Source organism: Deltaproteobacteria bacterium, assembly GCA_020845895.1.
Lineage (GTDB): Bacteria > Lernaellota > Lernaellaia > JACKCT01 > JACKCT01 > JADLEX01.
Genome location: JADLEX010000078.1, coordinates 13,357 through 38,702, shown reverse-complemented (window position 1 = coordinate 38,702; position 25,346 = coordinate 13,357). Strand labels below are relative to the sequence as shown.

20 protein-coding genes are annotated in these 25,346 nt (G+C 63.3%); 13 read left to right on the top strand and 7 right to left on the bottom strand.

What is annotated here, in order from left to right; translation table 11 throughout:
• Positions 1-15 precede the first annotated feature (15 nt).
• From IT350_10585 to IT350_10565, 5 genes are all read right to left on the bottom strand, one after another.
• A complete protein-coding gene (locus IT350_10585) occupies positions 16-2,409 on the bottom strand; it encodes an FG-GAP repeat protein (GenBank protein ID MCC6158489.1) in 2,394 nt (797 codons plus the stop codon).
• Between the two features lie 331 nt (positions 2,410-2,740).
• Complete coding sequence (locus tag IT350_10580; GenBank protein MCC6158488.1) at positions 2,741-4,990, bottom strand: FG-GAP repeat protein; 2,250 nt, start codon at positions 4,988-4,990, stop codon at positions 2,741-2,743.
• A 174-nt stretch (positions 4,991-5,164) separates the two neighbouring features.
• Entirely contained in the window at positions 5,165-7,339 is a 2,175-nt protein-coding gene (locus tag IT350_10575; GenBank protein ID MCC6158487.1) for a hypothetical protein, read from the bottom strand.
• A complete protein-coding gene (locus IT350_10570; GenBank protein ID MCC6158486.1) occupies positions 7,336-9,024 on the bottom strand; it encodes a hypothetical protein in 1,689 nt (562 codons plus the stop codon). Before IT350_10570 ends, IT350_10575 begins: the two co-directional genes overlap by 4 nt.
• Positions 9,025-9,167: 143 nt before the next feature.
• Positions 9,168-11,180 (bottom strand): PKD domain-containing protein, encoded by a 2,013-nt coding sequence (locus tag IT350_10565; protein MCC6158485.1) that lies wholly within the window; start codon positions 11,178-11,180, stop codon positions 9,168-9,170.
• A gap of 235 nt (positions 11,181-11,415) precedes the next feature.
• Here IT350_10565 and IT350_10560 point away from each other — a divergent pair, with 235 nt between their 5' ends.
• The 13 genes from IT350_10560 to IT350_10500 all read left to right on the top strand — a co-directional run bounded on the left by IT350_10560 (position 11,416) and on the right by IT350_10500 (position 22,931).
• Complete coding sequence (locus IT350_10560) at positions 11,416-12,165, top strand: hypothetical protein (GenBank protein MCC6158484.1); 750 nt, start codon at positions 11,416-11,418, stop codon at positions 12,163-12,165.
• A 220-nt stretch (positions 12,166-12,385) separates the two neighbouring features.
• A complete protein-coding gene (locus IT350_10555; protein ID MCC6158483.1) occupies positions 12,386-13,165 on the top strand; it encodes a ParA family protein in 780 nt (259 codons plus the stop codon).
• Complete coding sequence (locus IT350_10550; GenBank protein ID MCC6158482.1) at positions 13,162-14,148, top strand: ParB/RepB/Spo0J family partition protein; 987 nt, start codon at positions 13,162-13,164, stop codon at positions 14,146-14,148. The genes IT350_10555 and IT350_10550 overlap by 4 nt, the downstream gene beginning before the upstream one ends.
• A 124-nt stretch (positions 14,149-14,272) precedes the next feature.
• Positions 14,273-14,701 (top strand): polymer-forming cytoskeletal protein, encoded by a 429-nt coding sequence (locus IT350_10545; GenBank protein ID MCC6158481.1) that lies wholly within the window; start codon positions 14,273-14,275, stop codon positions 14,699-14,701.
• Between the two features lie 68 nt (positions 14,702-14,769).
• On the top strand, positions 14,770-16,236 hold the full coding sequence (locus IT350_10540; protein MCC6158480.1) for a sodium:proton antiporter: 1,467 nt from the start codon (positions 14,770-14,772) through the stop codon (positions 16,234-16,236).
• Between the two features lie 9 nt (positions 16,237-16,245).
• Entirely contained in the window at positions 16,246-16,848 is a 603-nt protein-coding gene (locus IT350_10535) for a hypothetical protein (protein MCC6158479.1), read from the top strand.
• Between the two features lie 3 nt (positions 16,849-16,851).
• On the top strand, positions 16,852-17,277 hold the full coding sequence (locus IT350_10530; GenBank protein MCC6158478.1) for an ATP synthase F0 subunit B: 426 nt from the start codon (positions 16,852-16,854) through the stop codon (positions 17,275-17,277).
• Between the two features lie 37 nt (positions 17,278-17,314).
• Positions 17,315-18,022 carry a hypothetical protein gene (locus IT350_10525; GenBank protein ID MCC6158477.1) on the top strand — a complete coding sequence of 236 codons (708 nt, stop codon included), beginning with the start codon at positions 17,315-17,317 and terminating at the stop codon, positions 18,020-18,022.
• Between the two features lies 1 nt (position 18,023).
• Complete coding sequence (atpH, locus tag IT350_10520; GenBank protein ID MCC6158476.1) at positions 18,024-18,557, top strand: ATP synthase F1 subunit delta; 534 nt, start codon at positions 18,024-18,026, stop codon at positions 18,555-18,557.
• Positions 18,558-18,561: 4 nt separating this feature from the next.
• Positions 18,562-20,100, top strand: a complete 1,539-nt coding sequence (locus IT350_10515; protein ID MCC6158475.1) for a F0F1 ATP synthase subunit alpha — start codon at positions 18,562-18,564, stop codon at positions 20,098-20,100.
• A 7-nt stretch (positions 20,101-20,107) separates the two neighbouring features.
• Positions 20,108-20,983 carry an ATP synthase F1 subunit gamma gene (atpG, locus tag IT350_10510; GenBank protein ID MCC6158474.1) on the top strand — a complete coding sequence of 292 codons (876 nt, stop codon included), beginning with the start codon at positions 20,108-20,110 and terminating at the stop codon, positions 20,981-20,983.
• 99 nt (positions 20,984-21,082) lie between these two features.
• The gene (gene atpD / locus IT350_10505; protein ID MCC6158473.1) at positions 21,083-22,498 is read left to right on the top strand and encodes a F0F1 ATP synthase subunit beta; all 1,416 of its coding nucleotides are present in this window, start codon (positions 21,083-21,085) and stop codon (positions 22,496-22,498) included.
• 13 nt (positions 22,499-22,511) lie between these two features.
• Positions 22,512-22,931 carry a F0F1 ATP synthase subunit epsilon gene (locus tag IT350_10500; GenBank protein MCC6158472.1) on the top strand — a complete coding sequence of 140 codons (420 nt, stop codon included), beginning with the start codon at positions 22,512-22,514 and terminating at the stop codon, positions 22,929-22,931.
• A gap of 45 nt (positions 22,932-22,976) precedes the next feature.
• Here IT350_10500 and IT350_10495 read toward each other — a convergent pair whose 3' ends face one another.
• Together IT350_10495 and icd are read right to left on the bottom strand one after the other, a co-directional pair.
• Complete coding sequence (locus IT350_10495) at positions 22,977-23,864, bottom strand: alpha/beta hydrolase (GenBank protein MCC6158471.1); 888 nt, start codon at positions 23,862-23,864, stop codon at positions 22,977-22,979.
• A gap of 177 nt (positions 23,865-24,041) precedes the next feature.
• A complete protein-coding gene (icd, locus tag IT350_10490; protein ID MCC6158470.1) occupies positions 24,042-25,256 on the bottom strand; it encodes an isocitrate dehydrogenase (NADP(+)) in 1,215 nt (404 codons plus the stop codon).
• Between the last annotated feature and the right edge of the window lie 90 nt (positions 25,257-25,346).

Here is a 25,346-nt window from a genome sequence, read left to right as displayed (position 1 = left end):
CGACGGGCGTTGTTCCTAAACGCTACATCCGCTTCCACGGTCGTCGTCGTCGTCCGAATCCCCCCCTTTTTCCCTGTCTATCGGGTCAATGGGGTCGCCTCTCGGGTCTTCATCGGGGGGGTCGTCATCACCCGTGTCGTCATCGCCCGCATCGTCGTCGCCGGTGTCGTCGTCGCTACCGGCTGTCGTCGTAGTCGTCGATGAACCTGTCGTCGTCGTAACGGTTGTGGTGGTCGACGAGGATGCCGTCGAGGAGGTCGTCGAAGATGAAGTCGCGGTCGTTGTTGTTGTCGTTGTCGTCGTCGTCGTCGTTGTCGTCGTCGTTGTTGTTGTCGTGGAGGAGCTGGTGGTGGTGGTAGTGGTGGTGGTCGGCATCTCCCCATGAAACACGCAGGCACGGCCTTCGTTGTTCTGGTCGTTGTCATACTTGTACGCTCCGACGATCACGTCGTCGTAGCCGTCGTTGTTCACGTCTCCCGCGCCGGAAAGCGAACTGCTGAAATAGGACTCGGCCCAGTTGCTCTCATGGGTCCAGACCGGCGACGACTGCAACCCCGAATCCGTTCCCAAAAAGACGTAAGCACGACCTTCATGGTTCTGGCCGTTCGCATAACCATAAGCTCCGATAACCACGTCGTCGTAGCCGTCGTTGTTCACGTCTCCAGCGCCGGAAACGGAATCGCCGAAGTAGGCACGGACCTGGTTACTCTCCTGGGTCCAGACCGGAGAGGACTGACCTCCCGAGATCGATCCCAAGAAGACGAAGGCACGGCCCTCATTGTTCTGGCCGTTGTCATACACTTGCGCTCCGATGACCACGTCGTCATATCCGTCGCCATTAATGTCACCGGCATCTGAAACCGACCCTCCCAAGATGGCATTATCTTGTTGTCCTTCGTATATCCATATCGGAGACGACTGCAATCCAGAACTGGTTCCCAAGTATACGTAGGCTCGTCCCTCATAGTTCTGTCCATTGGAAAAGTAAGGCTGTCCCACGAGCACGTCATCGTAGCCGTCGTTATTCACATCGCCCGCGCCTGACACAGGATTGCCAAAATAGCCTTTCGTTTGACTGCCTTCAGCTGTCCATACGGGTGAATATTGAATTCCGGAATCTGTGCCTAAATAAACGTAGGCTCTGCCTTCTCGGTTATGTCCATTGGATGCATGAGATGCTCCGACAATAACATCGTCATTTCCGTCTCCGTTGACATCTCCCGCACCAGAAACACTAACACCGAACCAAGTCTGCGCATGAGGTTCTTCAATCCACACCGGAGAGTTTTGTGGGCCGGATCCAGAACCCAAAAAAGCGTAAGCCCGTCCTTCGAACTCATCGACGTTGTTGAATCCATGAGCACCAACTATCACGTCGTCGTAGCCATCGTTGTTAACATCCCCCGCGCCGGAAACCGAACTGCCAAATCTAGCTTCAGGCAGGTCGCTCTCGTAGGTCCAGACCGGCGAGGACTGTACTCCCGAGTCCGATCCCAAGAAGACATAGGCGCGGCCCTCTCCAATTTGTCCGTTGGTATACCAATGTGCTCCCACGATCACGTCGTCGTAGCCGTCGTCGTTCACGTCCCCCGCGCCGGAAACGGACAAGCCGAAAAAGGCGCCCTCCTGGTTGCTTTCGAAGATCCAGTCCGGTGCGTCGGACAGGCCAGGGTCCACCGTAATGGGGTACAGGGCGCCCGCGTCATCCACGATCAGGCGGATCGTGTCGGGCTCGACCCACTCCATCCAGCTATCCAGCGGAACGCCGTTGGCGTCCCGAACGGAAAGACCCGAGTAACGCAGCACATCGCCTGTTTCATCCGCGAAAAGGATCTCGGAGAGATCGGCGTTCCCCCGACCGGCGAGCGTCGTGGAAACCCGACCCTCGATCACGAGAAGTCCATTCCCGGTCGGCTCGCCGAAGACCTCGAAGCCCTGCTCCAGCCCGCCCATCCGGTTCGCGTACCACTCCACCAATTCGCCGCGGTCGTACTCGATCTGCGACAGGCAAACGTCGCCGAAGCCGTATTCGGGCGGCAACGCGCAGTCCCCCGGGGCGGGAGAAGCCGACGCCGCGTCGAGGACCGATCCCTCGCGACCGAATCCCACGGTGGACCAGGTCCAGTCGTGGTCGGTGTCATGCACGGTCAACGCGAGGGAAACACCGTCAGCATCCATCTCGATTGAGAAACGCTGGGCGGGATTGCGTCCCGCGAACGCGCCATCATCCGGTTGAAGCCGGTATTCCTCGACGCGGATGCGGGATTGCACCTCGGAGGACCAATGTCCGCCCGCGAGTTCCGACGTATTGGAAGCCGGCTCCGAACGCGTCTCACCATCGGACCCAACGCAGGAGAGCAACGAGCCGAGAGCCGCAAGAATCACCAATACGATCGTCCCAAGGCGCATGTTTCCCTCCAAAGATCCGATTCCAGGACCGAAACCCACACTGGCGCCACCAGTCGGCGCTCTTGCGATTCGCGGGGGCAGACCCGTTTTTCGCGGCCGAGTCGCAACGGGATTACATTTTGCGTGAACACACTGTACTAACGGTTACGTAATATGTCCCGTAATGGATTTCACGAAAATGCGCCTTTTGAGAGCGCAGGCACCTTGGAACGGTTCAAGACGCTCTCCGGCCCTCTCCCCGAGGAGGAAGGTCCGTCGGTTACCGAGCAGCAGCGCGACGACCGGCCCCGGCGGCGAGCCGGGCTTTTTTGTTCGGAATCGGGAATCTTCTTCAGCAGCCGCAGCAGCCACCGTCGTCATCGTCATCTCCGCCACCGCCGCCGGACGTCGTCGTCGTGGTCGAGGACCCTGTCGTCGTCGGAACTGTTGTGGTGGTCGACGAAGCCGTCGTTGAGGTCGTCGATGTGGTGGTTGTCGTGGATGTCGTCGTTTCCGTCGTCGTGGTAGTTGTGGTCGTTGTGGTCGTGGTTGTGGTGGTTGGCGCTTCGCCGTGAAACACGTAAGCACGGCCTTCATTGCTTTGGCCAATGGAGAACCGATATGCGCCGACGATCACGTCGGCACTTCCGTCGCCGTTCACGTCCCCCGCGCCGGAAACGGAACTGCCAAACCGGGCGTTCGCCTGATCGCTCTCGGCCGTCCAGACTGGCGACGATTCTACCCCAGAGTCCGAACCCAAGAAGACATAGGCGCGGCCCTCTCCATTCTGGCCGTTTCCGTAAGCTTGGGCATCGAGGATCACGTCGTCATAGCCATCGTTGTTCACATCTCCCGCGCCGGAAACGGACCAGCCGAAATCGGCGTTGGTCTGATCGCTCTCATAAGTCCAGACTGGCGGGGACTGCAAACCCGAGCCCGACCCCAAGAAGGCGTAGGCACGGCCCTCGTTGTCCTGGCCGTTGTCATACCAATGCGCTCCGACGATCACGTCGTCGTAGCCGTCGTTGTTCACGTCGCCCGCGCCGGAAACGGAAAAGCCGAAATGGGCGTAGGCCTGATTGCTCTCATGAGTCCAGACCGGAGACGACTGCAACCCCGACCCCGACCCTAAAAAGGCGTAGGCACGGCCCTCAGCGCCTTGGCCGTTTTCATACGAATACGCACCCACAATCACGTCGTCGTAGCCGTCCGCATTGATATCCCCCGCGCCGGAAACGGAACCGCCAAAATAGGCATAGGCCTGATTGCTCTCGTAGGTCCAAGCAGGCGACGACTGAATTCCCGAGCCCGATCCCAGGAAGACGAAGGCACTGCCCTCCCCGAGTTGGTCATTGCTATGTCTATCTGCTCCGACGATCACGTCGGCACTTCCGTCGCCGTTCACGTCCCCCGCGCCGGAAACAGAAAAGCCGAATCGGGCCTCAGACTGGCCGCTCTGATAGGTCCAGACCGGCGAGGACTGCAAGCCCGAACCCGACCCCAAGAAGGCGTAGGCACGTCCCTCTCCGACCTGGCCGTTGTCGTAGTCAGGTGCTCCGACCATGACGTCATCGTAGCCGTCGTTGTTCACGTCCCCCGCGCCGGAAACGGACCAGCCAAAAGAAGCGTAGGCCTGGTCGCTCTCATAGGTCCAGACCGGAGACGACTGCAACCCCGAGACCGATCCGAGGAATGTGTAGGCTCGGCCCTCACCGTTCTGACCATTGTCGTACCTGTACGCTCCGACGATCACGTCGTCGTAGCCGTCGTTGTTCACATCCCCCGCGCCGGAGACGGAATGACCGAAGTAGGCGTAGTCTGGGTTGCCTTCATAAAGCCAGTCCGGTGCGGCGGACAGGCCGGGATCGACCGTGATCGGGTAGAGTGCGCCCGCATCATCCACGATCAGGCGGATCGTGTCCGGATCCGTCCATTCCATCCAGGAATCGAGCGGAACGCCGTTGGCGTCCCACACCGCCAGGCCCGCGTAACGCAGCACGTCGCCTGTTTCATCCGCGAAAAGAATCTCGGAGAGATCCGCGTTTCCTCGACCCGTAAGCGCCGTTGAAACCCGACCCTCGATGACGAGAAGTCCATTCCCGGTCGGCTCGCCGAAGACCTCGAAGCCCTGCTCCAGGCCGCCCACGCGGTTCGCGTACCACTCCACCAATTCTCCGCGGTCGTACTCGATCAACGACAGGCAAACGTCGCCGAAGCCGTATTCGGGAGGCAACGCGCACTCCCCCAAGGCGGGAGAGGCGGGTGCCGCGTCGAGGACCAATCCCTCGCGGCCAAAGCCCACGGTGGACCACGCCCAGTCCTGGTCGGTGTCATGCGCGGTCACGGAGAGCATGACGCCGCCGGCATCCATTTCGATGGTAAAGCGCTGGGCGGGATTACGTCCCGTGAACGCGCCGTCACCCGGTTGAAGCCGGTAGTCCTCGACGCGGATGCGGGACTGTACCTCGGATGCCCAATGGCCGGTCGCGAGATCAGACGTTTCGGAAACCGGCTCCGAAGCCGTTTCATCTCCCGGCTCGCCGCAGGCGATCAGGGATGCGAGAAACGCCGACACCACAACGCAAAAAAGCCATGAACGCATTTGATCCCTCAACGGAAGACGGTCCATCCATTTGTCCGCCACGATCCGGTCGATCTCCCGGCTTCCGGCGCCTGCAGGGCGCGGACGCGACGGGAGCATCGTCGTGAGCGAGCATCGAAAAATCCCAGTGTTGTATTTGTAACCAGTGGTACGAGAAAACACTCGTAAGGGGACTCACGTATTCGGCAAATACCTGCGGTCATGCGAACATTCCGTCCACCGATGACGACGAAATCTCCAGAGGAAATTACAGAAAATGGCCGCCGCGCTGATCAGGCTCAGCCCGATCCCCGCTTGCCGAAGCGGTTGATGGAAGCGCAACTCCATGCGGTGGTGGCCCGGATCGATCCACGCTCCCATGAGCGCGATATCGGTGCGAAAAAGTTCCGCGGGAGCGCCGTCCACGGTCAGCCGCCAACCGGGATGCCAGATCTCGCTCATCACCAGGAAGCTTTTTTGCGCGCTGATCGTTTCGAGGGCCAGCACGCCGGTGCGCGATTCGACAACGGTCACCACGTCGTCCGCCCCCTGGAAATTGACGGCGGAAAACCCCCACCCTTCGACGATGGCGGTGGATCTCAAGTCGGCCTGTTCCGCAAGGTGATGGGCGGGGTGTTCGGGATCGGCGCTGATCGCGCGCCGCGCCCAAAACGCGCGAGGTCGCGCGTTCGTATTGCGATAAACGTATCGCCTCGCGCGCTCCATGCCTTTGTAAAAAACAAAGTTGGGTGCGTCGGGAATTTCCGAAACGAGTTCCAGCCACGGCGGAAGATCCCCGATCGGCTCCGGCGTGACGATCCACCCGACTCCCAGGGCGTCGGCCAGATCCCATCGAACAATGCCGCGGGTGTCGCCCCATACGCGGACGCCGACGTCCGACACGTGGCCTCGCGTCATGAGATCGAGGTAACGCCAAATGTGCGTGTAGTTGTACGGGTCGTAGCCGTTCACCGAGGGCAGTCCCAGTGCCGCGAGCCGTCCATAGTTCATCGTCGATCTTCCGGCGATGAGCACTCGCTCACGCGCGTTGCCGGGGGCCGGAAACTCGTTCGCGGACGGCGCGGGCCAGACCTCGTCGATCGGCGCCGTCGTCAGGAGATTCCGCGCGCGATAGACGCCTTCGCCTCCGACGATGATGATCAACGCAATGGCGATGGCCGACACGGTCTTTTGCAAGCCGTGGCTCTCGACGATTTCCAGCAGGGCCTGCAGGCCGATCCCCGCAAGGCCGATTCCGAAAACGCTCGTGAGAAACAACATTCGGTTGGGCGAGCGAAACAGTGCGTAGCCCGGAACGTAATCGAAGCAGAAACGCAGCAGCGGCGAATCAACGGTCAGCAGGATCGTCATCGCCAGCGCCAGGGCAAACGCGACGACTTGCGGGTTTCGACGTCCACGAATGATCGCGAACGCGGCGAGCAGCAAAGGAACGACGCCGAAATAGCCGACGTCTTCCCAGAACTCCACGCCCCGCGCGCCGACAGCGTTCCGCAGAGCCGCGGGAGTGAGAAAACTCAGGAGCGAGCGAGGCGTGAACGCGTGGTCGGCGAGAAAAAACTCGTACGAAGGCGTCGTGCGCGAGAGGAGCGGCGCGTCGAGGGCCAAAGGAAGCAGCACGTACGCGGAAAGTCCCAACCCAAGAACCAGGGCGACCGCCAAAAAGCGAACCATCGAAGCGAGTCCCGCACGATCGCCGGAGCGCAGAGGCCGGATCAGATTCCAGACAAAAAATCCCGCGGCGAACAGAACCGCGTAGTAAAAATACTGGAAGTGCCCACCGGTGGCGCAAAGAGCCGCGGAAATAGCCAACGCGACCGCCGCCCCAATGGACGGACTGCGCGACATGTGAACGACCGCCGCGAAAAAAGCCGGCAGCAGGGCGATCACCATCGTGTTGGACAACCAACCCGCGTAAATCGCCGCCATCAATTTGAACCAAACCAGTCCCGCCGCCGCCATGAACCAACGCGCTTCCCGCCCCAGACCGAGAGCGCAGCCCAACAAGAAGAACGACGCGGCCGACGCAAGAACATTGAGGAAAAACGTCAGCCCGACGGCATGAACGGGATCGAGCACCAGAAAAAGCGAGTGAAAGGGGTAGAGACCCATCGCCTGCGGATTGCCCGCGGCGGTGTTTCCCGCGAACTGGTCGTCGCGCCATTCCGGGATGCCGTGCCCGGAGCGGATCGACTCATGGAGGATCGTTTTGGTCGCCAAGTGCTGCGCCATCAGGTCGCTGTGCTGCGAGTACAACACGCGGCCCGGAGTCAGAAGCTGACCATATGCCCCCAGCGCGGTTGCGATGACCAAGGCGGCGAGTAACCCGTGGCCGAGACGCGGCACTCTCACGGCTCGTCGAACTGGGGCATGATGCCCCCCGTATTGCCGTGCGTGGTGTCGAGTCCGAACCCTCGCACCGAAAGGTTCCCGAGCATTTCCATGGTTTGCTCCGAACGCACGCCGCCGGGAAAAAGGCGCAGGTATTCGCGCATGCTGTCGCGCGCGCCGGCATAGTCGCCGGAGCGATACTGGACGAATCCCAGCATCTTGAAGCCGCCGAAAAATTCGGGGTTTTGGCCAAGCAAATACTTCGCCTCGTCGATCAGAACCGGGAAATTGTCCCTGTCGCGGTGGCCCCACGGGCGGAAGTTCGTGATGCGACGAATTTGGGGCGACGCTCCGCGACGCAGGAAAATCGCCGCGTTGTAATCGAAGTAGACCATCTCCCACGCGCCTCTCTCGTCAAGCTGCTTGGCAATCGGGCGGTCAGCGCGAACGACGCACATGTTCACGCCATACTTGTCCAGGATGGATTGCCAACCGGGCACGCCATTGGACACGCGCAGATATTCGTCAAGGTGGCCGCCGGGGCCATAGACCTCGAGCCGACCGTCGACAAAAACCTTTCGGCGTGGGTCGAGTTTCCAGAGCAGGTAGCCGCCGAAATCGTAATCGTTGAAAATCTCACCGGTCGGCTCTTCACGGTTGATGAAATCTATCGCCCGAATTGGGAGCGCGTGCGAATCGATGGTGAAGCGAAACGACTGCCGCTCGGCGGCTAAATAGACGCCTCCGGCCACGGCGGCGACAGCGACCATCGACGCGCTCGCGATGCCCGCGCGTCGCGGCATCCGCGCGAGCGCCGGACCGTAGCGCGCGGCAAAGATCGGCGCGGCGTACAACATCGCTTCGGACCCATGGCGCATGGCCGACCAGGACAGTCCCGCGAGCAGTGCGATCCTCGCGCCGTCGAACAGGAGATTCTCACGCCGTCGAATCAAGTCGATGACGATGGCCCCGAATACCGCGGCGATCACCCAGGGGTAAACCGATGCGAGTGAATAGGGCTGCCACTCGGAAACGAAAAAGTTGATGTCCTTGATTTGCCTGGCAAAGCCGTAGATCCGCCAACCGAAGGGATTCGCCATCGGCGCGAGCGCGAATGCCGCGGCCCATGCGAACCATTTTCGGTCGCGGTAGGTCCACCAGCGCTCGGCCGACCAGACGAGCGCCATTGCGACACCGAGCAGAAAACTGCCGTGGATGTTGGCCCACAGCGCCAGCAAGGCCGCGATCGCCGTGCGGTTGCCTTTTTTTTGAAAAACAATTTGAAGAGCGATCAACACCCAGGCGATCACGTGCGGGCGGACCTGCACGCGTGTGGAAAGCACCACGCCCGCGGCGAGAAGGACGAGAGCCGTCGCGAGGCCGTGCTCGCGATTGCTCCGTGCCAGCAGAACAAAAACGATCAGCACCGTCAGCGCCTGAAACGCGACAAGCCCCGCGTTGCCGCCCGCCCCGTCGATGGCGAAGAACAGAAGCCGCGCGAGCCATTCGTGGTCCAGAAAATCGGCGCCGGGCGCGGTGTGGGAATGAAAATCATGGCCGGTGACCGCCCGATTTTCCCAGATCGTGCGGCCCACGCCGATGTGGATGCCGATGTCGTTGTCGAAGACCGGCCGCGTGCCGAGGGCCAGCACGGCGAATGCATACGCCGCGACGATCATCCCCGTCACGACAGACGTGTCGAACATCGAGGGATTGGACGGCGATGGCCCGCCTCGATCTGCAATTCCGAATTTCGGCATGACGCGGTTGTACGTTCACGGATCGATCAGGTCAAACGAAAAGCCCGGCGACGAGCCGGGCTTTTTTCGTTTCGCGCACTAAGCGCGAATCAGCAGCCGCAGGCGACCTGCTGCTGTTCGTCGGAGTCCACGTCCACGGCGCTGTCGTCTTCACCGCCCGAGTTCGTGTCGGGCGACATGTCGTCATCGTCGGGCTCGTCGTCGTCATCCCACCACAGGCCGTCGTCGTCGCCGGCGTCGTCATCCGCCGCGTCATCATCCTCGGCGTCGTCATCCGCCGCATCGTCATCGGTACTGTCGTCATCGGCATCGTCGTCGGGATACCAGGTGTCGTCATCCGCGTCGTCGTCCGATGCGTCATCGTCGACATCATCGTCAGCCAAATCATCGTCCGCATCATCATCACCGTCGTCATCGCCCGCGATGAGCAGGATCGACGCCGTGCACGATTCGCCCGTCATGCCGCCGAAATCGCCGCCCATGTTGTAGGGGCGAAACTCGGCCGCGCCCGCGTCGGCCAGCACCGTAAAGACGAGGTTCATCAGCACGCCGCTCGATCCCGGCTCGAGCGCGGGGTACGGATTTCCGCTGCACCCGATGTCGCCGTTGCCCTCCATGCCGCACGAGAGAAACACGCCCCGGCCTTCCAGCAGCGTGCCGTTCGTCGTCATCTGCTTGAACTGGAGATTCACGTTGTCGAAATCGAGATTGAAGTTGTAGGCATCGACGTTCGAGCCGTCGGAGATCCCGATCGGCAGCGTGTATTCTCCGCTCCCCGCGCTGTTCGCGCAGTCGGCCGAGAGCGTGCGGTCGCCGCAGTTGTTCACGATTTCGCAGGTCAGCGTCTGGGAATTGCAGGTGTTCACGGTGCAGCCGATGCCGTCTTCGCAGTCGGCGTTCACATGGCACTCGGCGTCGTCCTCGATGACGACGAGCGCGGGTTTTTCCACGCGGAAGGTTCCCGCCGAATTCGTCACTTCATACTTCACGGTGAAATTTCCCGCCGCGTTGTAGACATGCAGCGGATTGTGGTGGCTGGTGTAGGTGCCGTCGCCGAACGTCCACTTGCGCGCGGTCACCGTACACTGCGGCTTGTTGCCGGTTTCGGTGAAATACACGACCGTGCCGGGAGGTCCCGAGGTGGGATTCGCGACGAAGTCGAGGTCGGGCAGCGCGCAGCTATCGACCTGCGGCGTCACGGCGGCGGCCCAGGAGCCGAACTCGGAGTCGGCGTACTTGATTTTGAAGTAGCCGCTCATGCCCCAGTCGTCGCCCCAACTGTTTTTCACGATCCACGCCTGTTCGGCGTCGTTGTAGCCGACGATCAGAACGAAGTGGTTGCCGACGTAGTTGCCCCACACGTGCTGATACACGCCGCCCGTGTAGGCGTAGAAATCCATGTAAATCTTGTACCAGACGGGCACGGGGCCATCCATGAGCGCGGTCTTGATGAGCGTGGTGTCGGTGTAGTTGGTGGTCGTGATCCACGACCAGTCGTCGATCGTGACCGTGCGCGACGCCCAGTCGCCGCACGTGCTCGCGCAGCTCTTCTTGTAGCCCGCATACGCGAAGCACGACTCGTCGGGCGTTCCGGTTTCCTGGATGTAGTCGAGCGCCCCGGAGAGATATCCGCCCGCGACGCAGTCCCCCGCGTCGGAGCACGAAAGCACTTGTTGCTCGGACAGGTCGGTCGTGGGACTCGCGATGCCGTTGAAGACCGCGTCGCGCGCTTCGACCGCCGCCACCGCCGCGAACGCCCAGCAGCTTCCGCAAGAGCCCTGATCGCGCACCGGCGTCACGTAGTTCCCGCCGTTGGCGCGCCAGTCGATGGCGGTCGGCAGGGCGAGACTCATGTTGGGTTCGAAGAAGCGATCGGTGGAATGAACGACCGGCACCGGTGCGGCCGCGAGGGCCGACATGAAGTTCATACCACGGCGCGTGACCACGTTCTCGGCGGCGCTCCAGTTCGCGCCCGACCGGCGGATGGCGGCGCGGATGGCCGCGATGTCGATGTCGTCCTGCGCGAGTGCGATCGACGGAAAAACGGTCGTCGAAAGGATCAGAATCGCCGCCAGGGCTGTGAAAGTTCTTTTGAGTTTCATTTTCGGCACCGTCCCTGGCGTCGCCGCCGGTACGTCGCGCGGCTCCCCAATAACCCGCGACGGGGAATTCCGTTCCCCTCTCAGCATCTATCGGAAGAAGCGGTCCGCGGCTTGATGACCCATTCGCGCGTATTCCCTCGCTCGACGCGTTTGTGTATAGTTCTTGAAATTGCTGGAATTTCCGCACATTTGCGGCCGCGACCCGTTCGCGGCGTCATCGACGAGGGGGAACCGAATGCGCTTGTGGCCGTGGTCGACGCTGTTGGTGGTCCTGTCTCTTCTTGGCGCTCTCACCATCGGTCTCGGGGGTTGTTCCGACGACGACGATGACGACGACGAAAACAAGGAGAACGACTTCGAAAACATGGACGATGATGACACGTCGGCCGACGACGACACGACCGAGGACCCGGATTATTCCGAGGATCCCGCGACCGGCGCGTGCGGCTGCGACGGATGCGGCGGCTGCGCGAGCAAGATGGACGCGCTCGACGGCACCGGGTTGCTCGACGACTTCGCCGGGCTGAACGTCGATTTCGGCGCCGATGAGTGGGGTTCGGACATCGAGATGGCGATCCACGGCGACGTGCCGATGGCCGATCTCGTCAGCTTCGACCAGATCCGCACCGACGCGGTGGCTTGCGCCGACGCCGGCGCGAACTGCGCGTTCGAGTGCGATTCCGCCGCGTGCATGGCCGCGTGCGGCGAGCAGGTCTTCGACTGCGTGATCGCGGCCGAAACCGACTTCGCGGCGCGCGCCGAGGCCGAGGGCGCGAACTGCGCCGGCTACCTCGACTGCGCCATGGACCGCGCGTTCGGCGACGACGAGGCGGCCTGCGAATCGGCTCACCCCGCTTGCGAGTCGCTCTCCGAGGTCGCGAATACCGTGAGCTGCTTCGCCGGACTCGGCGCCGAATTCTCGCTGATCGAAACGACCGACGACCTGGCGGGCGTGTTCGCGAGCTACGTGAGCTGCCTGCCCTGATCTGACGCGAAAATCCGACGCGACGCCCCTTCCGGTTCGCCGAAAGGGGCGTTTCGCATTTCGGGTCGCCCGGCGCTTGGCGACACACGGCGATCGTGCTATGGGTTTCGTCCCCCGGCGATTGGGGCGCCGGGAATTGCCGAAAATGTATGACCTGAGTGCGCGTGCGGGCGAAACCGATCGCGCCGAATTCGATCCGAGCCCGCGACGGGAATGAGCGATGACCAAGGTTCTGGCGGTGGCAAATCAAAAGGGCGGCGTGGGCAAGACCACGACGTCCGTGAATTTCGCCGCCGGGCTCGCCCTCTCGCGCCGCCGGGTGCTGCTCGTGGACATGGACCCGCAGGGCAATTCCACCAGCGGCATCGGCCTCGGACCCGACGAACGCACCCCCGGCATCTACGAAGCCCTCATCGCCCACGTCCCGATGTCCGAGGTGATTCGCGAGACATCGACCGGAAAGCTGCACGTCGCGCCGTCGGGTCCCGGACTCATCGGCGCCGAGGTGGAACTCGTCGATCTGCCGGACCGCAACGACCTGCTGCACCGGGCGCTGAAATCGGTGAAGGATCGATTCGATTACATCGTGATCGACTGCCCGCCCTCGCTCGGCCTGCTCACCGTCAACGCGATGTGCGCCGCGGATGAACTCGTCGTCACGCTTCAAGCCGAATATTACGCGCTCGAAGGGCTGTCGGCGCTCACGCGGACGGTTGACGCGATCCGCGAGGCGTACAATCCGCGACTCATCATCGGCGGCATCCTGCTCACGATGATGGACCGGCGCACGAATCTCGCGAATCAGGTCGAGGCCGAGGTGCGCACGCACTTTGGCGACCGCGTGTTTTCCACGGTGATTCCGCGCAACGTGCGTCTTTCCGAAGCGCCGAGTTTCGGCCAGACGATTTTTCGTTACGACATCAAGTCCTCCGGCGCGGAGGCTTATCTCGCGCTCGCGCGTGAGTTTCTGAAGCGAGAGAAGGCGACGGATACGCCATGACCAAAACCGCGACGACGACCGCGACGAAAACCGCGAAACATAGCAGGCTCGGCAAGGGGCTCGACGCGCTCATCGGCCCTGGGGCATCCAAGGGCGAAGCTCGAACCCCCCCTGCGGTCGATCCTCCCCCGGCCAGGGAGAGCGCGAAGAACGACGAACCCGCCGGGCGGCGCGTCCTCGAACTGCCGCTCGCGAAGATCGTTCCCAACCGATTTCAGGCGCGAAAGTCCTTCGACAACGCGTCGATCGCCGAGCTCGCGGCGTCGATCCGCGAAAACGGCATTCTCCAACCGCTCGCGGTGCGCCGCCTGCCCGACGACTCGGAAAAATACGAACTCATCGCGGGCGAGCGACGCTTTCGCGCGGCGGCGGTCGCCGGGCTCGCGCAGGTGCCGGTGCTGGTCTTCGACGCCGACGATCAGGATCTGTCGGTGCTCTCGCTCGTCGAGAACCTCCAGCGCGAGAACCTGAATCCCATCGACGAGGCCGAGGGACTACAAGCGCTCGTCGATCACTTCGCGTTTACGCAGGAGATCATCGCCGATCGCGTGGGCAAGAGCCGCAGCGCGGTGGCGAACGCCCTGCGTCTGTTGGGTCTTCCCGAACTGGTGAAGAACGCACTGGCGGCGGGCGAAATCACGGCGGGTCACGCCCGGGCGCTTCTGCCGTTGGGCGAAGCCGACGAGATCCTGTCGGCATTCGGCGATGTCGTCGGCGCGGGCATGTCGGTGCGTGAGACGGAGCGCCACGTCAAGCGCCTGCTCGAGGCCGCGAAAAAACTGCGTGCGCGGCCCCGGCCATCACCGCAAAGCGACGAAAAGTCCGACCCGAACATGGAAGATCTGCTTCGCCGACTGCGTGAGCGATTCGCGACGCGGTTGCAGATGTCGGGAAATGAGGCGAAAGGACGGATCGAAATCCATTACTTTTCGAAAGACGAGCGCGACCACGTGCTCGATTTGCTCGCGCGGACACTCGAATAACGGAGAATCGGCCCGGAATCGAAGCGCATGGACTTGCGGCGAAACCGGGCAGGGGTTAAAAACACACGTCGGGTCGAACCGGGGAGGTTCGGCCTAAAGGAGGAGATGGGGCATGGTTGAGGAGATGGGGGGATTCCCGAAGGACGTCAACGCCTTCATCGGGAAGAATAGCGAGTTCGTCGGCAAGCTCACCTTCGACGGGACCGTGCGCATCGACGGCAAGATCGAGGGCGAGATTTTCTCCAAGGGCACGCTCATCATCGGCCCCGGCGCCGATATCCAGGCCAAGATCAACGTCGATGTCGTGATCATCTCCGGCAACGTGCACGGCGACGTCGCCGCGCGCAAGCGCGTCGAACTGCGCGCCCCCGGCAAGCTCTACGGCAACATCGCGACCCCGTCGCTGGTCGTCGAGCAGGGCGTCATCTTCGAAGGCGCGTGCAAGATGGAAAACATCGAGGCGATCCTGGGTGACGGACCCGTCCGGCCCGAGAGCCGTCCGGCGGCCGCCCCGCCCCAGCAGGCTCTCAAGGGGACCGAGAAGACCGTCTAGGTCCGGACCCCGCCCGATCTTTATCCTTCGGAATTTTCCGGTCGGTCGGCCGTGCGGAAGGTGCCGCATTGAGGTACGTGTCTTTTTTCTCCGCGATCTGCACCCTCGTCCTTCTTTTGGGCGCGGGTTTTGCGTGGGCGGGTGACGCGGCCGAAAGCGATGGCGTGAACCTGGGGGCTGAGCTCCCGCTGTGGAGCGTCATCCCCTTCGTGGGCATCCTCCTGTCCATCGCCGTATTCCCGCTCGTCGCTCCGCACTTCTGGCATCACCATTATCCGAAGATTGCGGCGGCCTGGGCCGTCGTCTTCGCCGTTCCGTTCCTGATGGCGTATCGCGGCCACGCGCTGCACGAGATCTGGCACATCGTCGTCGTCGACTTCATCCCGTTCATCATCCTGCTCTTCGGCCTTTTCACGGTCGCGGGCGGCATCGTGGTGCGCGGTTCGCTTCGCGGATCGCCGAAGGTCAACCTCATCCTACTGCTCATCGGAACGGCCATCGCCTCGCTCGTCGGCACCACCGGCGCGTCGATGATCCTGATCCGTCCCATGCTGCGCGCCAACGCGTGGCGGCGTCACAAGGTGCACGTCGTCGTCTTCTTCATTTTTCTCGTCTCCAACATCGGCGGTTCGCTCACACCGTTGGGTGACCCGCCCCTCTTCCTCGGATTCCTCCACGGCGTTCACTTCTTCTGGACCGCCATCCACATTTTGCCGGATACGCTTTTTACCGCGGTGCTTGTCCTCGCCATCTTCTTCGCCCTCGACTCTTTCTATTTCAAAAAAGAATCGCCGCCGCCCGACGACGGTGCACCCGAGCCGTTCGGCCTCGACGGAAAGCTCAATTTCGTGTTCCTCGGGGGGATTCTCGCGGCGGTGTTGATGAGCGGCCTTATCGAATGGGGCGAGGTCCCCGTCGGCCTCGGCCTGTACGAGTCGGTTCAAAACCTCGTGCGCGATCTGCTCATTCTCGGCATGGGCGCGGCGTCGTGGTTCACCACGTCGCAAGCGCTTCGAAAGGCCAACGAATACACGTGGGGACCCATTCGCGAGGTCGCGATTCTTTTCGCGGGCATTTTCATCACGATCATTCCGGCGTTGGCGATTCTCAAGGCCGGCTCGCAAGGGCACCTCGCCTTCCTCGTGAATGCGGTCAACACGCCCGCCCGCTATTTCTGGGCCACGGGCGGACTGTCCAGTTTCCTCGACAACGCGCCGACCTATCTGACCTTCTTCAACGCGGCGCTCGGCCAGATCTACCCGGGCATCCCCGAGCCCGAGGCGGTGCGCTACCTGATGGGCGAGGTGGCGGGAACAACCTTCCCCAACGGCGCGCACTACCTGGCCGCCATCAGCGCCGGGGCCGTTTTCATGGGCGCGAACACCTATATTGGAAACGCGCCGAACTTCATGGTAAAAGCCATCGCCGAGGAGGCCGGGGTGCCGATGCCGAGCTTTTTCGGCTATATGCTGAAGTACTCGATCCCCGTGCTGATCGTCGTCTTCCTGCTGTCAACTCCGGTGTTTTTCTTCTAGGGGCCGTTCTTGGCGACGCCATACGTCGAAGTGGTCTTTGAATGCGACCTGCCGCGCTGCGAGCAGGCGCTCGGGACCCTGCGTGCGAAGCTCGGCGAAGCGGCGGAGCGCGTCGTTTTCTCGGAAAAACTCGGGATTCAGGGAGAAAGCCGCGTGCATCGCGTGCTCGAAAAGCTGCACCTCGCCGGCAACGAGACACACGTGCTCGTGCCCGGCGAGACATGGCCCGCGCTCGAAGTCGCGCGCGACACGTTCGCGAAGGCCGACACGCCGATCGTCGCCGCCCACGACGTGGTGGAGACAGGATTCTCGTTCCGCTTCACGACCTCCAGTCGCGAGCACGGCGAGCGGATCCGGCGGATTGTGCAGACCGACGCCACGGGCGTGCGTCTTGAGAACTTCGAGAGCGCTGTTTCGGATCAACCGCACGAAAAAGACCTGACGGGCCGTTACACGGCCTCGCACGACTACGTCTACACCGGTTCGGGTCGTTTCGTCGGCCCCGTGGAATCGCTGGTTGCGATCCATCGGATGGCCGAGGACGAACCGTTGCTCGAACTGAGCGAGATCGGCATCGTCCTGGGACGAGACCGGCTTCGCGGCGCGGAGTGAGCCATGATCAGTTTGGACCTGACCTTCTTCTATCAGCTCGGGCTCTTCCTGTTCCTCATGTGGTTCCTGAACCGCGTGCTGTTTCGGCCGATTCTCGCGGTGCTCGACGCCCGCGAGCGCGCGCACGTGGAGCCGGCGCGGATGGCCGAGGAACTGATCGCCAAGGCGAACGCCGAGAGCGCCGAGTACGCGGGCATCATGTCGGAGACGAAGAGCGACTGCGACCGCATTCGCGAGGAACTCATCAAGGACGCGCACGAGCAGGAGCACAAAATCCTGACGGCGGCCACGGCGGATGCGACGCGGCTCGTCGGTGAAGCGCGGGAGAAACTCGCGGCCGCGAGCGCGCAACTCGTCGCCGAAGTGGACGCCCACGCCATGAAGCTCGCGGCACGACTCGCGGATCGTCTGATCGGTCGATCGGCTTGAATTGCGGCGACCCTCGGGACGCCGGTTGGGTAGGGAAATGACGTCAATTCATCGTTGGATTTTGGGAGTGGGCATCGCGGCGATCCTGATGTCGGCGTCGTGGGCGGTCGCCCAGGGCGAGGTCGCGCCGTCGCATCCGGAAGGAGACGCGCCCGCCGAGGAACATCCGGTCGCCGATCCGCACGCGGCGGCGGGACACGAAGCCGCAACGCACGAAGCCGCGGGCCAGGAAGGCGCACACGGCGAGGCTCATGGCGCGCACGGCGGATTCCCACTCGGTCAGGTCGTCGCGTCGGTCGTCAACTTCGTGCTCTACGTGGCTCTGCTGGTGTGGCTCGCGAAAAAGGCCGTCACCAACTTCTATCGCAAGCGCACCGAGGAACTGAACGAAGCGGTGACCAAGGCCAAGGCCACGCTCACCGAGGCCGACCGTCTGCATCAGGAAGCGGCCGCCCGCCTCGCGCACGCGCAGGAAGAGGCCGACCGCATCGTCCAGAACGCCAAGGACGCCGCCGGACGTCAGGGCCACGACATCATCGTCGCGGCCAAGACGAAATCCGAGCGCATGCTCGCCGACGCGCAGGCCACGATCGATGCCGAGACCGCGAAACTCATGGCCGATGTGCGCGACATGATGTCGTTCCGCGTCGTCGAGGCCGCCAAGGCGCGGCTCGCCACCGAGGCCGACGCCTCGGTGCAGCGCCGCCTCGTGAACGATTACATCCAACGCGTCGAGGAGGCCTGACATGGCCGTCACCGCCCTCGCCCGCCGTTACGCGCAGGCCTTGCTACTGGTCGGGCTCAAGCAGGGAAAATTCGAGGAGTTCGGACGTGAACTCGGGGCGCTGTGCGACGCGATGGCTCCGTCGCTCGGCACGCTCAACAGTCCGGTGCTCGGCGTGGACAAGCGCCGCGCGGCCGTCGAAGAAATCCTGAAGGCCACCGTGCCCGCTGCCGCCGTCGCCAATTTCGTGCGCGTGCTGGTGGAAAAGCGCCGACTCGCCGCTCTGCCCGACATCGTCGAGGCGTATCACCGCATCGCCGACGAAGCCGCGGGTAAGGTGCGCGGGCGCGTCGTGTCGGCCATGCCGCTCGACGAGGCCACATTGGGGCAGCTCCGCATCAAGTTGACCAAACGCCTGGGAAAGACCGTCACCCTCGAGACCGCCGTGAACCCCGACCTGATCGGGGGCGTGCGCACGCAGGTCGGCTCGCTCGTGATCGACGGTTCCTTGGCCGGACAGTTGCGTCGTTTTGAAGTTTTGACGGGGAAGGACTGAAGACATGCAGGCGATCCGCGCGGAAGAAATCAGCAAGATCATCGCGAAACAGATCGAGGACTACGACCGGGCCGTCGATGTGGCCGAGGTCGGCCAGGTGCTCTCGGTCGGCGACGCCATCGCGCGTCTGCACGGCCTCGAGAACGTCATGGCCGGCGAGCTGCTCGAGTTCCCCGGCGGCGTCATGGGCATGGCGCTGAACCTCGAGGAGGACAACGTCGGGTGCGTTCTGCTCGGCGAGAGCATGTCGATCAAGGAAGGCATGGAAGTGCGCCGCACCGGCCGCATCGTGTCGACCCCGGCCGGCAAGCAGACGCTGGGCCGCGTGCTCGACGGCTTGGGCCGCCCGATCGACGGCAAGGGCGATCTCGACCTCACGCAGTCCCGTCCGGTCGAGGTCAAGGCGCCCGGCATCGTCTATCGCCAGGGCGTCAAGGAGCCGCTTCAGACCGGCATCAAGGCCATCGATTCGATGATCCCGATCGGCCGCGGCCAGCGAGAACTCATCATCGGCGACCGGCAGACCGGCAAGACGTCCATCGTCGTCGACACCATTATCAACCAGAAAAATCCGGCGCGCCCCGAGGATCAGGTCTACTGCATCTACGTGGCGATCGGCCAGAAGGTCTCCACCGTCGCGCGCGTCATCGACACGCTCGAACGCAACGGCGCGATGGAGTACACGACGGTCGTCGCCGCCAACGCCTCCGACGCCGCGCCGCTGCAGTTCCTCGCGGCTTACACCGGCTGCTCGATCGGCGAATACTATCGGGACAACGGCATGCACGCGCTGGTGGTGTACGACGACCTGTCCAAACAGGCCAATGCCTACCGCCAGATCTCGCTGCTGCTTCGCCGCCCGCCGGGCCGCGAGGCGTTCCCGGGCGACGTCTTCTATCTCCATTCGCGCCTGCTGGAGCGCGCGGCGAAGATGTCCAAGGAACGCGGCGGCGGTTCGCTCACCGCACTGCCGATCATCGAGACGCAGGCCGGCGACATCTCGGCGTACATCCCGACCAACGTCATTTCGATCACCGACGGCCAGATCTTCCTCGAAACCGATCTCTTCTTCTCGGGCATTCGCCCGGCCGTGAACGCCGGTCTCTCGGTGTCGCGCGTCGGCGGCGCCGCCCAAATCAAGGCCATGAAGAAGGTCGCAGGATCGCTGCGTCTCGACCTCGCCCAGTACCGCGAACTCGCCGCGTTCGCCCAGTTCGGTTCCGAACTGGACAAGGCCACGCAGGCCCAGCTCGCCCGCGGCAAGCGCATGACCGAGGTGCTCAAGCAGGGCATCTACGCACCGCAGAGCGTCGGCCAGCAGGTGCTGTTCATTTACGCGGGCCTCAACGGCTTTCTGAACGACGTCGATGTTGACGACGTCACCAAATACGAGCCCCAGATGCACCGGTTCTTCGAAGACAATTATCCGCACGTCATCCCCACCATCGAGAAGGAAAAGGAGATCTCCGACGCGCTCAAAAAGGACCTGGACGAGGGTCTTCGGAAGTTCAGCGATATGCTCAAGGCGGCGAAGGGTTCGTGAGGAAGTCATGTCGAATCTCTCAGCGATCCGCAAACGGATCAAGAGCACCAAGAGCACGCAGCAGATCACCAAGGCGATGAAAATGGTCGCCGCGGCGAAGCTGCGCGGCGCCGAGGAACGCCTGAAGGCGGCCCGGCCCTACGCGATCATGCTCGACAACGTGATCAACAACCTGCTGCACCACGCGCCGCTGGACGGATACGACCTGGTGCACGGGCGCGAGCACGTCGAAAAGGTCGAGCTGGTCGTCATCACATCCGACCGCGGTCTGTGCGGCGGATTCAACTCGTCGATCATCCGGCACGTCCAGCGCGAACTGCCGGACCTCGAATCGAAGCGCCAGGTCGAGATGTCGTTCGTGGGCCGCAAGGCGTACGAGTTTTTCAACCGGCGCGAAAAACCGATCCGCAAAAGCTACCTCAACCTGCTGCGCGATTTCGACTTTTCGCTCGCCCAGCGCGTGGGCGAGGAGCTGATCGAGCACTTTCACTCGGGCGGCGCGGACGAGATCTACATCGTCTATAACGAGTTCGTCTCGGCGATCAGCCAGCGCATCGTGACGCGACGTCTGATTCCCGTGGAGATTCCCGACGATCCGATCGACGACGACCGCGAGCGACTGCTCGACTACAAGTACGAGCCGGGCATGGAGGCGATCCTGAAGGATCTGCTCCCGCGCGAGGTGAACTATCAGCTTTACCGCGCGTTCCTCGAGAGCTTCGCCGCCGAAATGGGCGCGCGCATGAACGCCATGGAAAACGCGACCCGCAACGCGGGCGAGATGATCGACCGGCTGACGCTGCTTTACAACCGCAGCCGCCAGGCGGCGATCACGGTGGAACTGACGGAAATCGTGAACGGCGCCGAGGCCCTGAAGGGCTGAGTCGGGCGCGAGGGGATGGGCGCACCCGCGCCGCGTGAAGATCGAAACAACCGGCTGCGTGGGCTGATCGGAGTCACGGGCCGCGAAGGAGATGAGACGATGAGTAAAGGACGGATCTTGCAGGTCATCGGCCCGGTCGTGGACGTGAAGTTCGACGAGGGTCATCTGCCGGCCATTTACAACGCACTGCGCGTGCACAACGCTGCGATCAGCAGCGAACCCGACAACCTCGTGCTCGAGGTCGCGCAGCATCTGGGCGAAGGCGTGGTCCGCACGGTCGCGATGGACTCCACCGAGGGTCTGGTGCGCGGCGAGGAAGTGCGCGACACGGGCAAGATGATCAGCGTACCCGTCGGCGACGCGGTGCTCGGCCGCATCATCAACGTCATCGGCGATCCGGTCGACGAGATGGGCCCGGTGAACGCCGACGACCACTGGCCGATCCACCGTCACGCGCCGAGTCTGCAGGACCAGGACGTCACCACGGCGGCGCTCGAAACCGGCATCAAGGTCATCGACCTGCTGTGCCCCTACTCGCGCGGCGGCAAGATCGGCCTGTTCGGCGGCGCGGGCGTCGGCAAGACCGTGCTCATCATGGAACTCATCAACAACATCGCCAAACAGCACGGCGGGTACTCGGTGTTCGGCGGCGTCGGCGAGCGCACCCGCGAAGGCAACGACCTGTGGGTCGAGATGAAAGAATCGGGCGTCATCGCCAAGACCGCGCTCGTGTACGGCCAGATGAACGAACCCCCGGGCGCGCGCGCCCGCGTCGGTCTGTCCGCCCTTACCGTCGCCGAATACTTCCGCGACCAGCAGGGCAAGGACGTGCTGCTGTTCATCGACAACATTTTCCGTTTCACGCAGGCCGGTTCCGAGGTGTCGGCGCTCCTCGGCCGCATCCCGAGCGCCGTCGGCTACCAGCCGACCCTGGCCAACGACATGGGCGAACTGCAGGAGCGCATCACGTCGACCAAGAAGGGCTCGATCACATCGGTGCAGGCGATCTACGTGCCCGCCGACGACCTGACCGATCCGGCCCCGGCGACAACGTTCTCGCATCTCGATGCCACGACGGTTCTCTCGCGCCAGATCGCCGAGCTCGGCATCTACCCCGCGGTCGATCCGCTCGATTCGACGAGCCGCATCCTCGATCCGCGCGTGCTGGGCGATGAGCACTACGACGTCGCGCGCGAGGTGCAGCGCATTCTGCAGCGTTACAAGGACCTGCAGGACATCATCGCGATTCTGGGCATGGACGAACTGTCCGAGGACGACAAGCTGACCGTTTCCCGCGCGCGCAAGATCCAGCGCTTCCTCTCGCAGCCGTTCAGCGTGGCGGAGCAGTTCACCGGCTTCGCCGGCAAATACGTGAAAATCGCGGACACCGTCAGCGGTTTCCGAAAAATTATTCAGGGCGAACTCGACGAGTACCCGGAGCAGGCGTTTTACATGGTCGGCGGCGTCGACGAGGTGATCGAAAAAGCCAAAAAGATCGCCGCGTCCGCCGCGTGATCGGGAGCAAGTGATGGCCGACAAATTGACCGTGAACATCGTCACGCCGACGCGCAAGGTCGCGGCGGGCGAGGCCGACATGGTGGTGCTTCCCGCCTCCGAGGGCGAAATGGGCGTGCTGCCCGGGCACGACATGTACATGGTGTTGCTGGGAACCGGCACGCTGCGTCTGACCAACAATGCGCAGACGACGTCGATGTTCGTCGCCAAGGGCTACGCGGAGATCGATTCCGATCAGGTCATTGTGCTCGCCGAGGTGTGCGAGCGGCCCGACGAGATCGACCCCGATCGCGCCGCGGCCGCCCAGAAGCGCGCCGAGGAGCGCCTCGCGAAGTCGCACGCCGATCCCGAGATCGACATTAACCGGGCGCAGGCCGCGCTGATGCGCGCGCTGCACCGTCAGGCGCTCAAAAAAGGCGGCACGGTTCACTAGATTCCGCCGACGGGGCCGGTTCGCCCGCCCCGCGAGCGCGTTTTCTCACACGGCCCGGCGCCGTCCGCCGAGGGCCTCCAACCGCGAAATGAAGTCCTCGATCCGCCGCGCCACGCGCGCGTCGTGCATCGCCTTGTTCGACGCGCACTCCACCGCCACCGCGTTCGGCATGGCCCCGACAATTCGGTGGATATTGTCCGCGCCGTGCAGCTTGTCCGTGGGCGCGTACGCAACCGCCACGGGGATCTCCACGGTCTCGAGGTCGCTCCACACCGTGTAATCCATGACGGCACGGGCCGAGTACTTGAGGCGATGCGGATTCGCGTCGCGCAGCGTGCGGTTGTAGCGGGCCCACTGCTCGGGCTCACGCTTCGTGTCCACGCGGAAGGTGCGCACGTACCAGAGCACGAAGTACTTGACGACGTGATAGAGCCCCGCGGGCAGATAGAGGATCGGCCGCAGCGAACGCGGCGCGCTGAACTCGGCGTTGGGACCGATGAGAAACGCGGCCCGGGCGCGCAGACGGCCCTGCTTGAGGGCCTCGAGCACGGCGGTCGCGCCCAGCGAACTCGCCGCCACCACCGCGCGCTCGTGGTCGATGCGAAGCGCCGCGAACGCGGCGACCAGATCGCGCGCCATCCGCTCGATCGAGAAGTCCGACGGACCCAGCCCCGATTTTGCGACGTGCGCCGACGACTTTTCGCGCGTCTCGATATAGACGACCGGGCGATGCGCCGCCAACTCGCGGATCATTTCCGCCCACCCGAGCACAGAAGAAACCCAGCCCGCGACGAAGACGACCGGCGCCGTGTCCGTTGGCGCGTCCGGCGTCCACGACATGACACGAAGCCGCACGCCCGGCTCGACCTCGACGAAGCCCTCGTCGAATCGGACGCCGGTCGCGCCGATCGGGTCGATGATGAGTCTATCCACGTCATCCTCCGAACGGGGCGATGCGCCCCGCGAAACCGCCGTGTCGTTCTCAGAGTTCGCACGAAGCGTAGAAACGATCGTTCGTGAGCGCCATGACGGGGGCCATCTTCCGCGCGACGCCGCATGAGAACAGCCGGTGGAAAATCCCACCGGCCGCATCGGTCTTTCGGGTCGGAATCAGAGGTTCTTGCAGATGGCCTCGCCGAAGCCGGAGCACGACACCTCGGTTGCGCCGGGCATCTGGCGCGCCAAGTCGTAGGTCACGGTCTTTTTCGCGATTGCGCCCTCGATGCCGCGCTGGATGGCCACGGAAACCTCGTCCCAGCCCATGTACTCGAACATCATGCAGCCCGAGAGGATCACGCTGCCGGGGTTCACCTTATCCTGTCCCGCGTACTTGGGTGCGGTGCCGTGCGTCGCTTCGAAGAGCGCCACGTCGTCGCTCATGTTCGCGCCCGGGGCCATGCCGAGGCCGCCGACCTGCGCGGCGCACGCGTCGGACAGGTAATCGCCGTTCAGGTTGGGCGTGGCGAGGACCTCGTATTCGTCGGGGCGCAGCAGCACCTGCTGAAACATGGCGTCGGCGATGCGGTCCTTCATCATGACCTTGCCCGCCGGCGTCTTGCCGCCGAAGTCGCTCCACACCTGATCCTCGGTCACCGTGAATTCGCCGAAGTTCTCGCGGGCCTCGTCGTAGCCCCAGCTACGGAACGCGCCTTCGGTGAACTTCATGATGTTGCCCTTGTGCACGAGCGTCACGCTGCCGCGTTTCTTGTCGATCGCATGGCGGATCGCCTTGCGCACGAGGCGGCGGCTGCCGAACACCGAGATCGGCTTGATGCCCACGCCCGAATCGACGCGGATGTTGGTGCCGTAGGTCGTGTTCAGGAACTCGATCAGCTTCAGCGCCTGGTCGCTGCCCTGTTCGTATTCGATGCCCGCGTACACATCTTCGGTGTTTTCGCGGTAGATGACGACGTTGAGCTTGTGAGGCGCCTTCACCGGCGAGGGCACGCCGTCGAAATAGCGCACCGGCCGCACGCACGCGAACAGGTCGAGGATCTGGCGCAGCGCGACGTTGAGGCTGCGGAAACCGCCGCCCACGGGTGTCGTCAGCGGACCTTTGATGGAAACGAGATATTCCTTGATGGCGTCGGTGGTTTCGACCGGCAGCCAGTTGCCGGTTTCCTTGAACGCCTTCTCGCCCGCCAGGATCTCTTTCCAGACGATCTGACGCTTGCCGCCGAAGGTCTTGCGGACCGCCTCGTCGAACACCATCTGCGACGCACGCCAGATGTCCGGGCCGATTCCGTCGCCCTCGAGGAAGGGAATGATGGGCCGATCCGGGATCTGGAGCCGGCCGTCCTTTACCGTGATCTTCTCGCCTGACATGAAGCACCTCCTTCGGGAACACCGGCCCCGTCAATGCACGAATCCGCCATTTTGTGCGGGGGCTCAAAACGTGGTCAATTGAACGCGAAC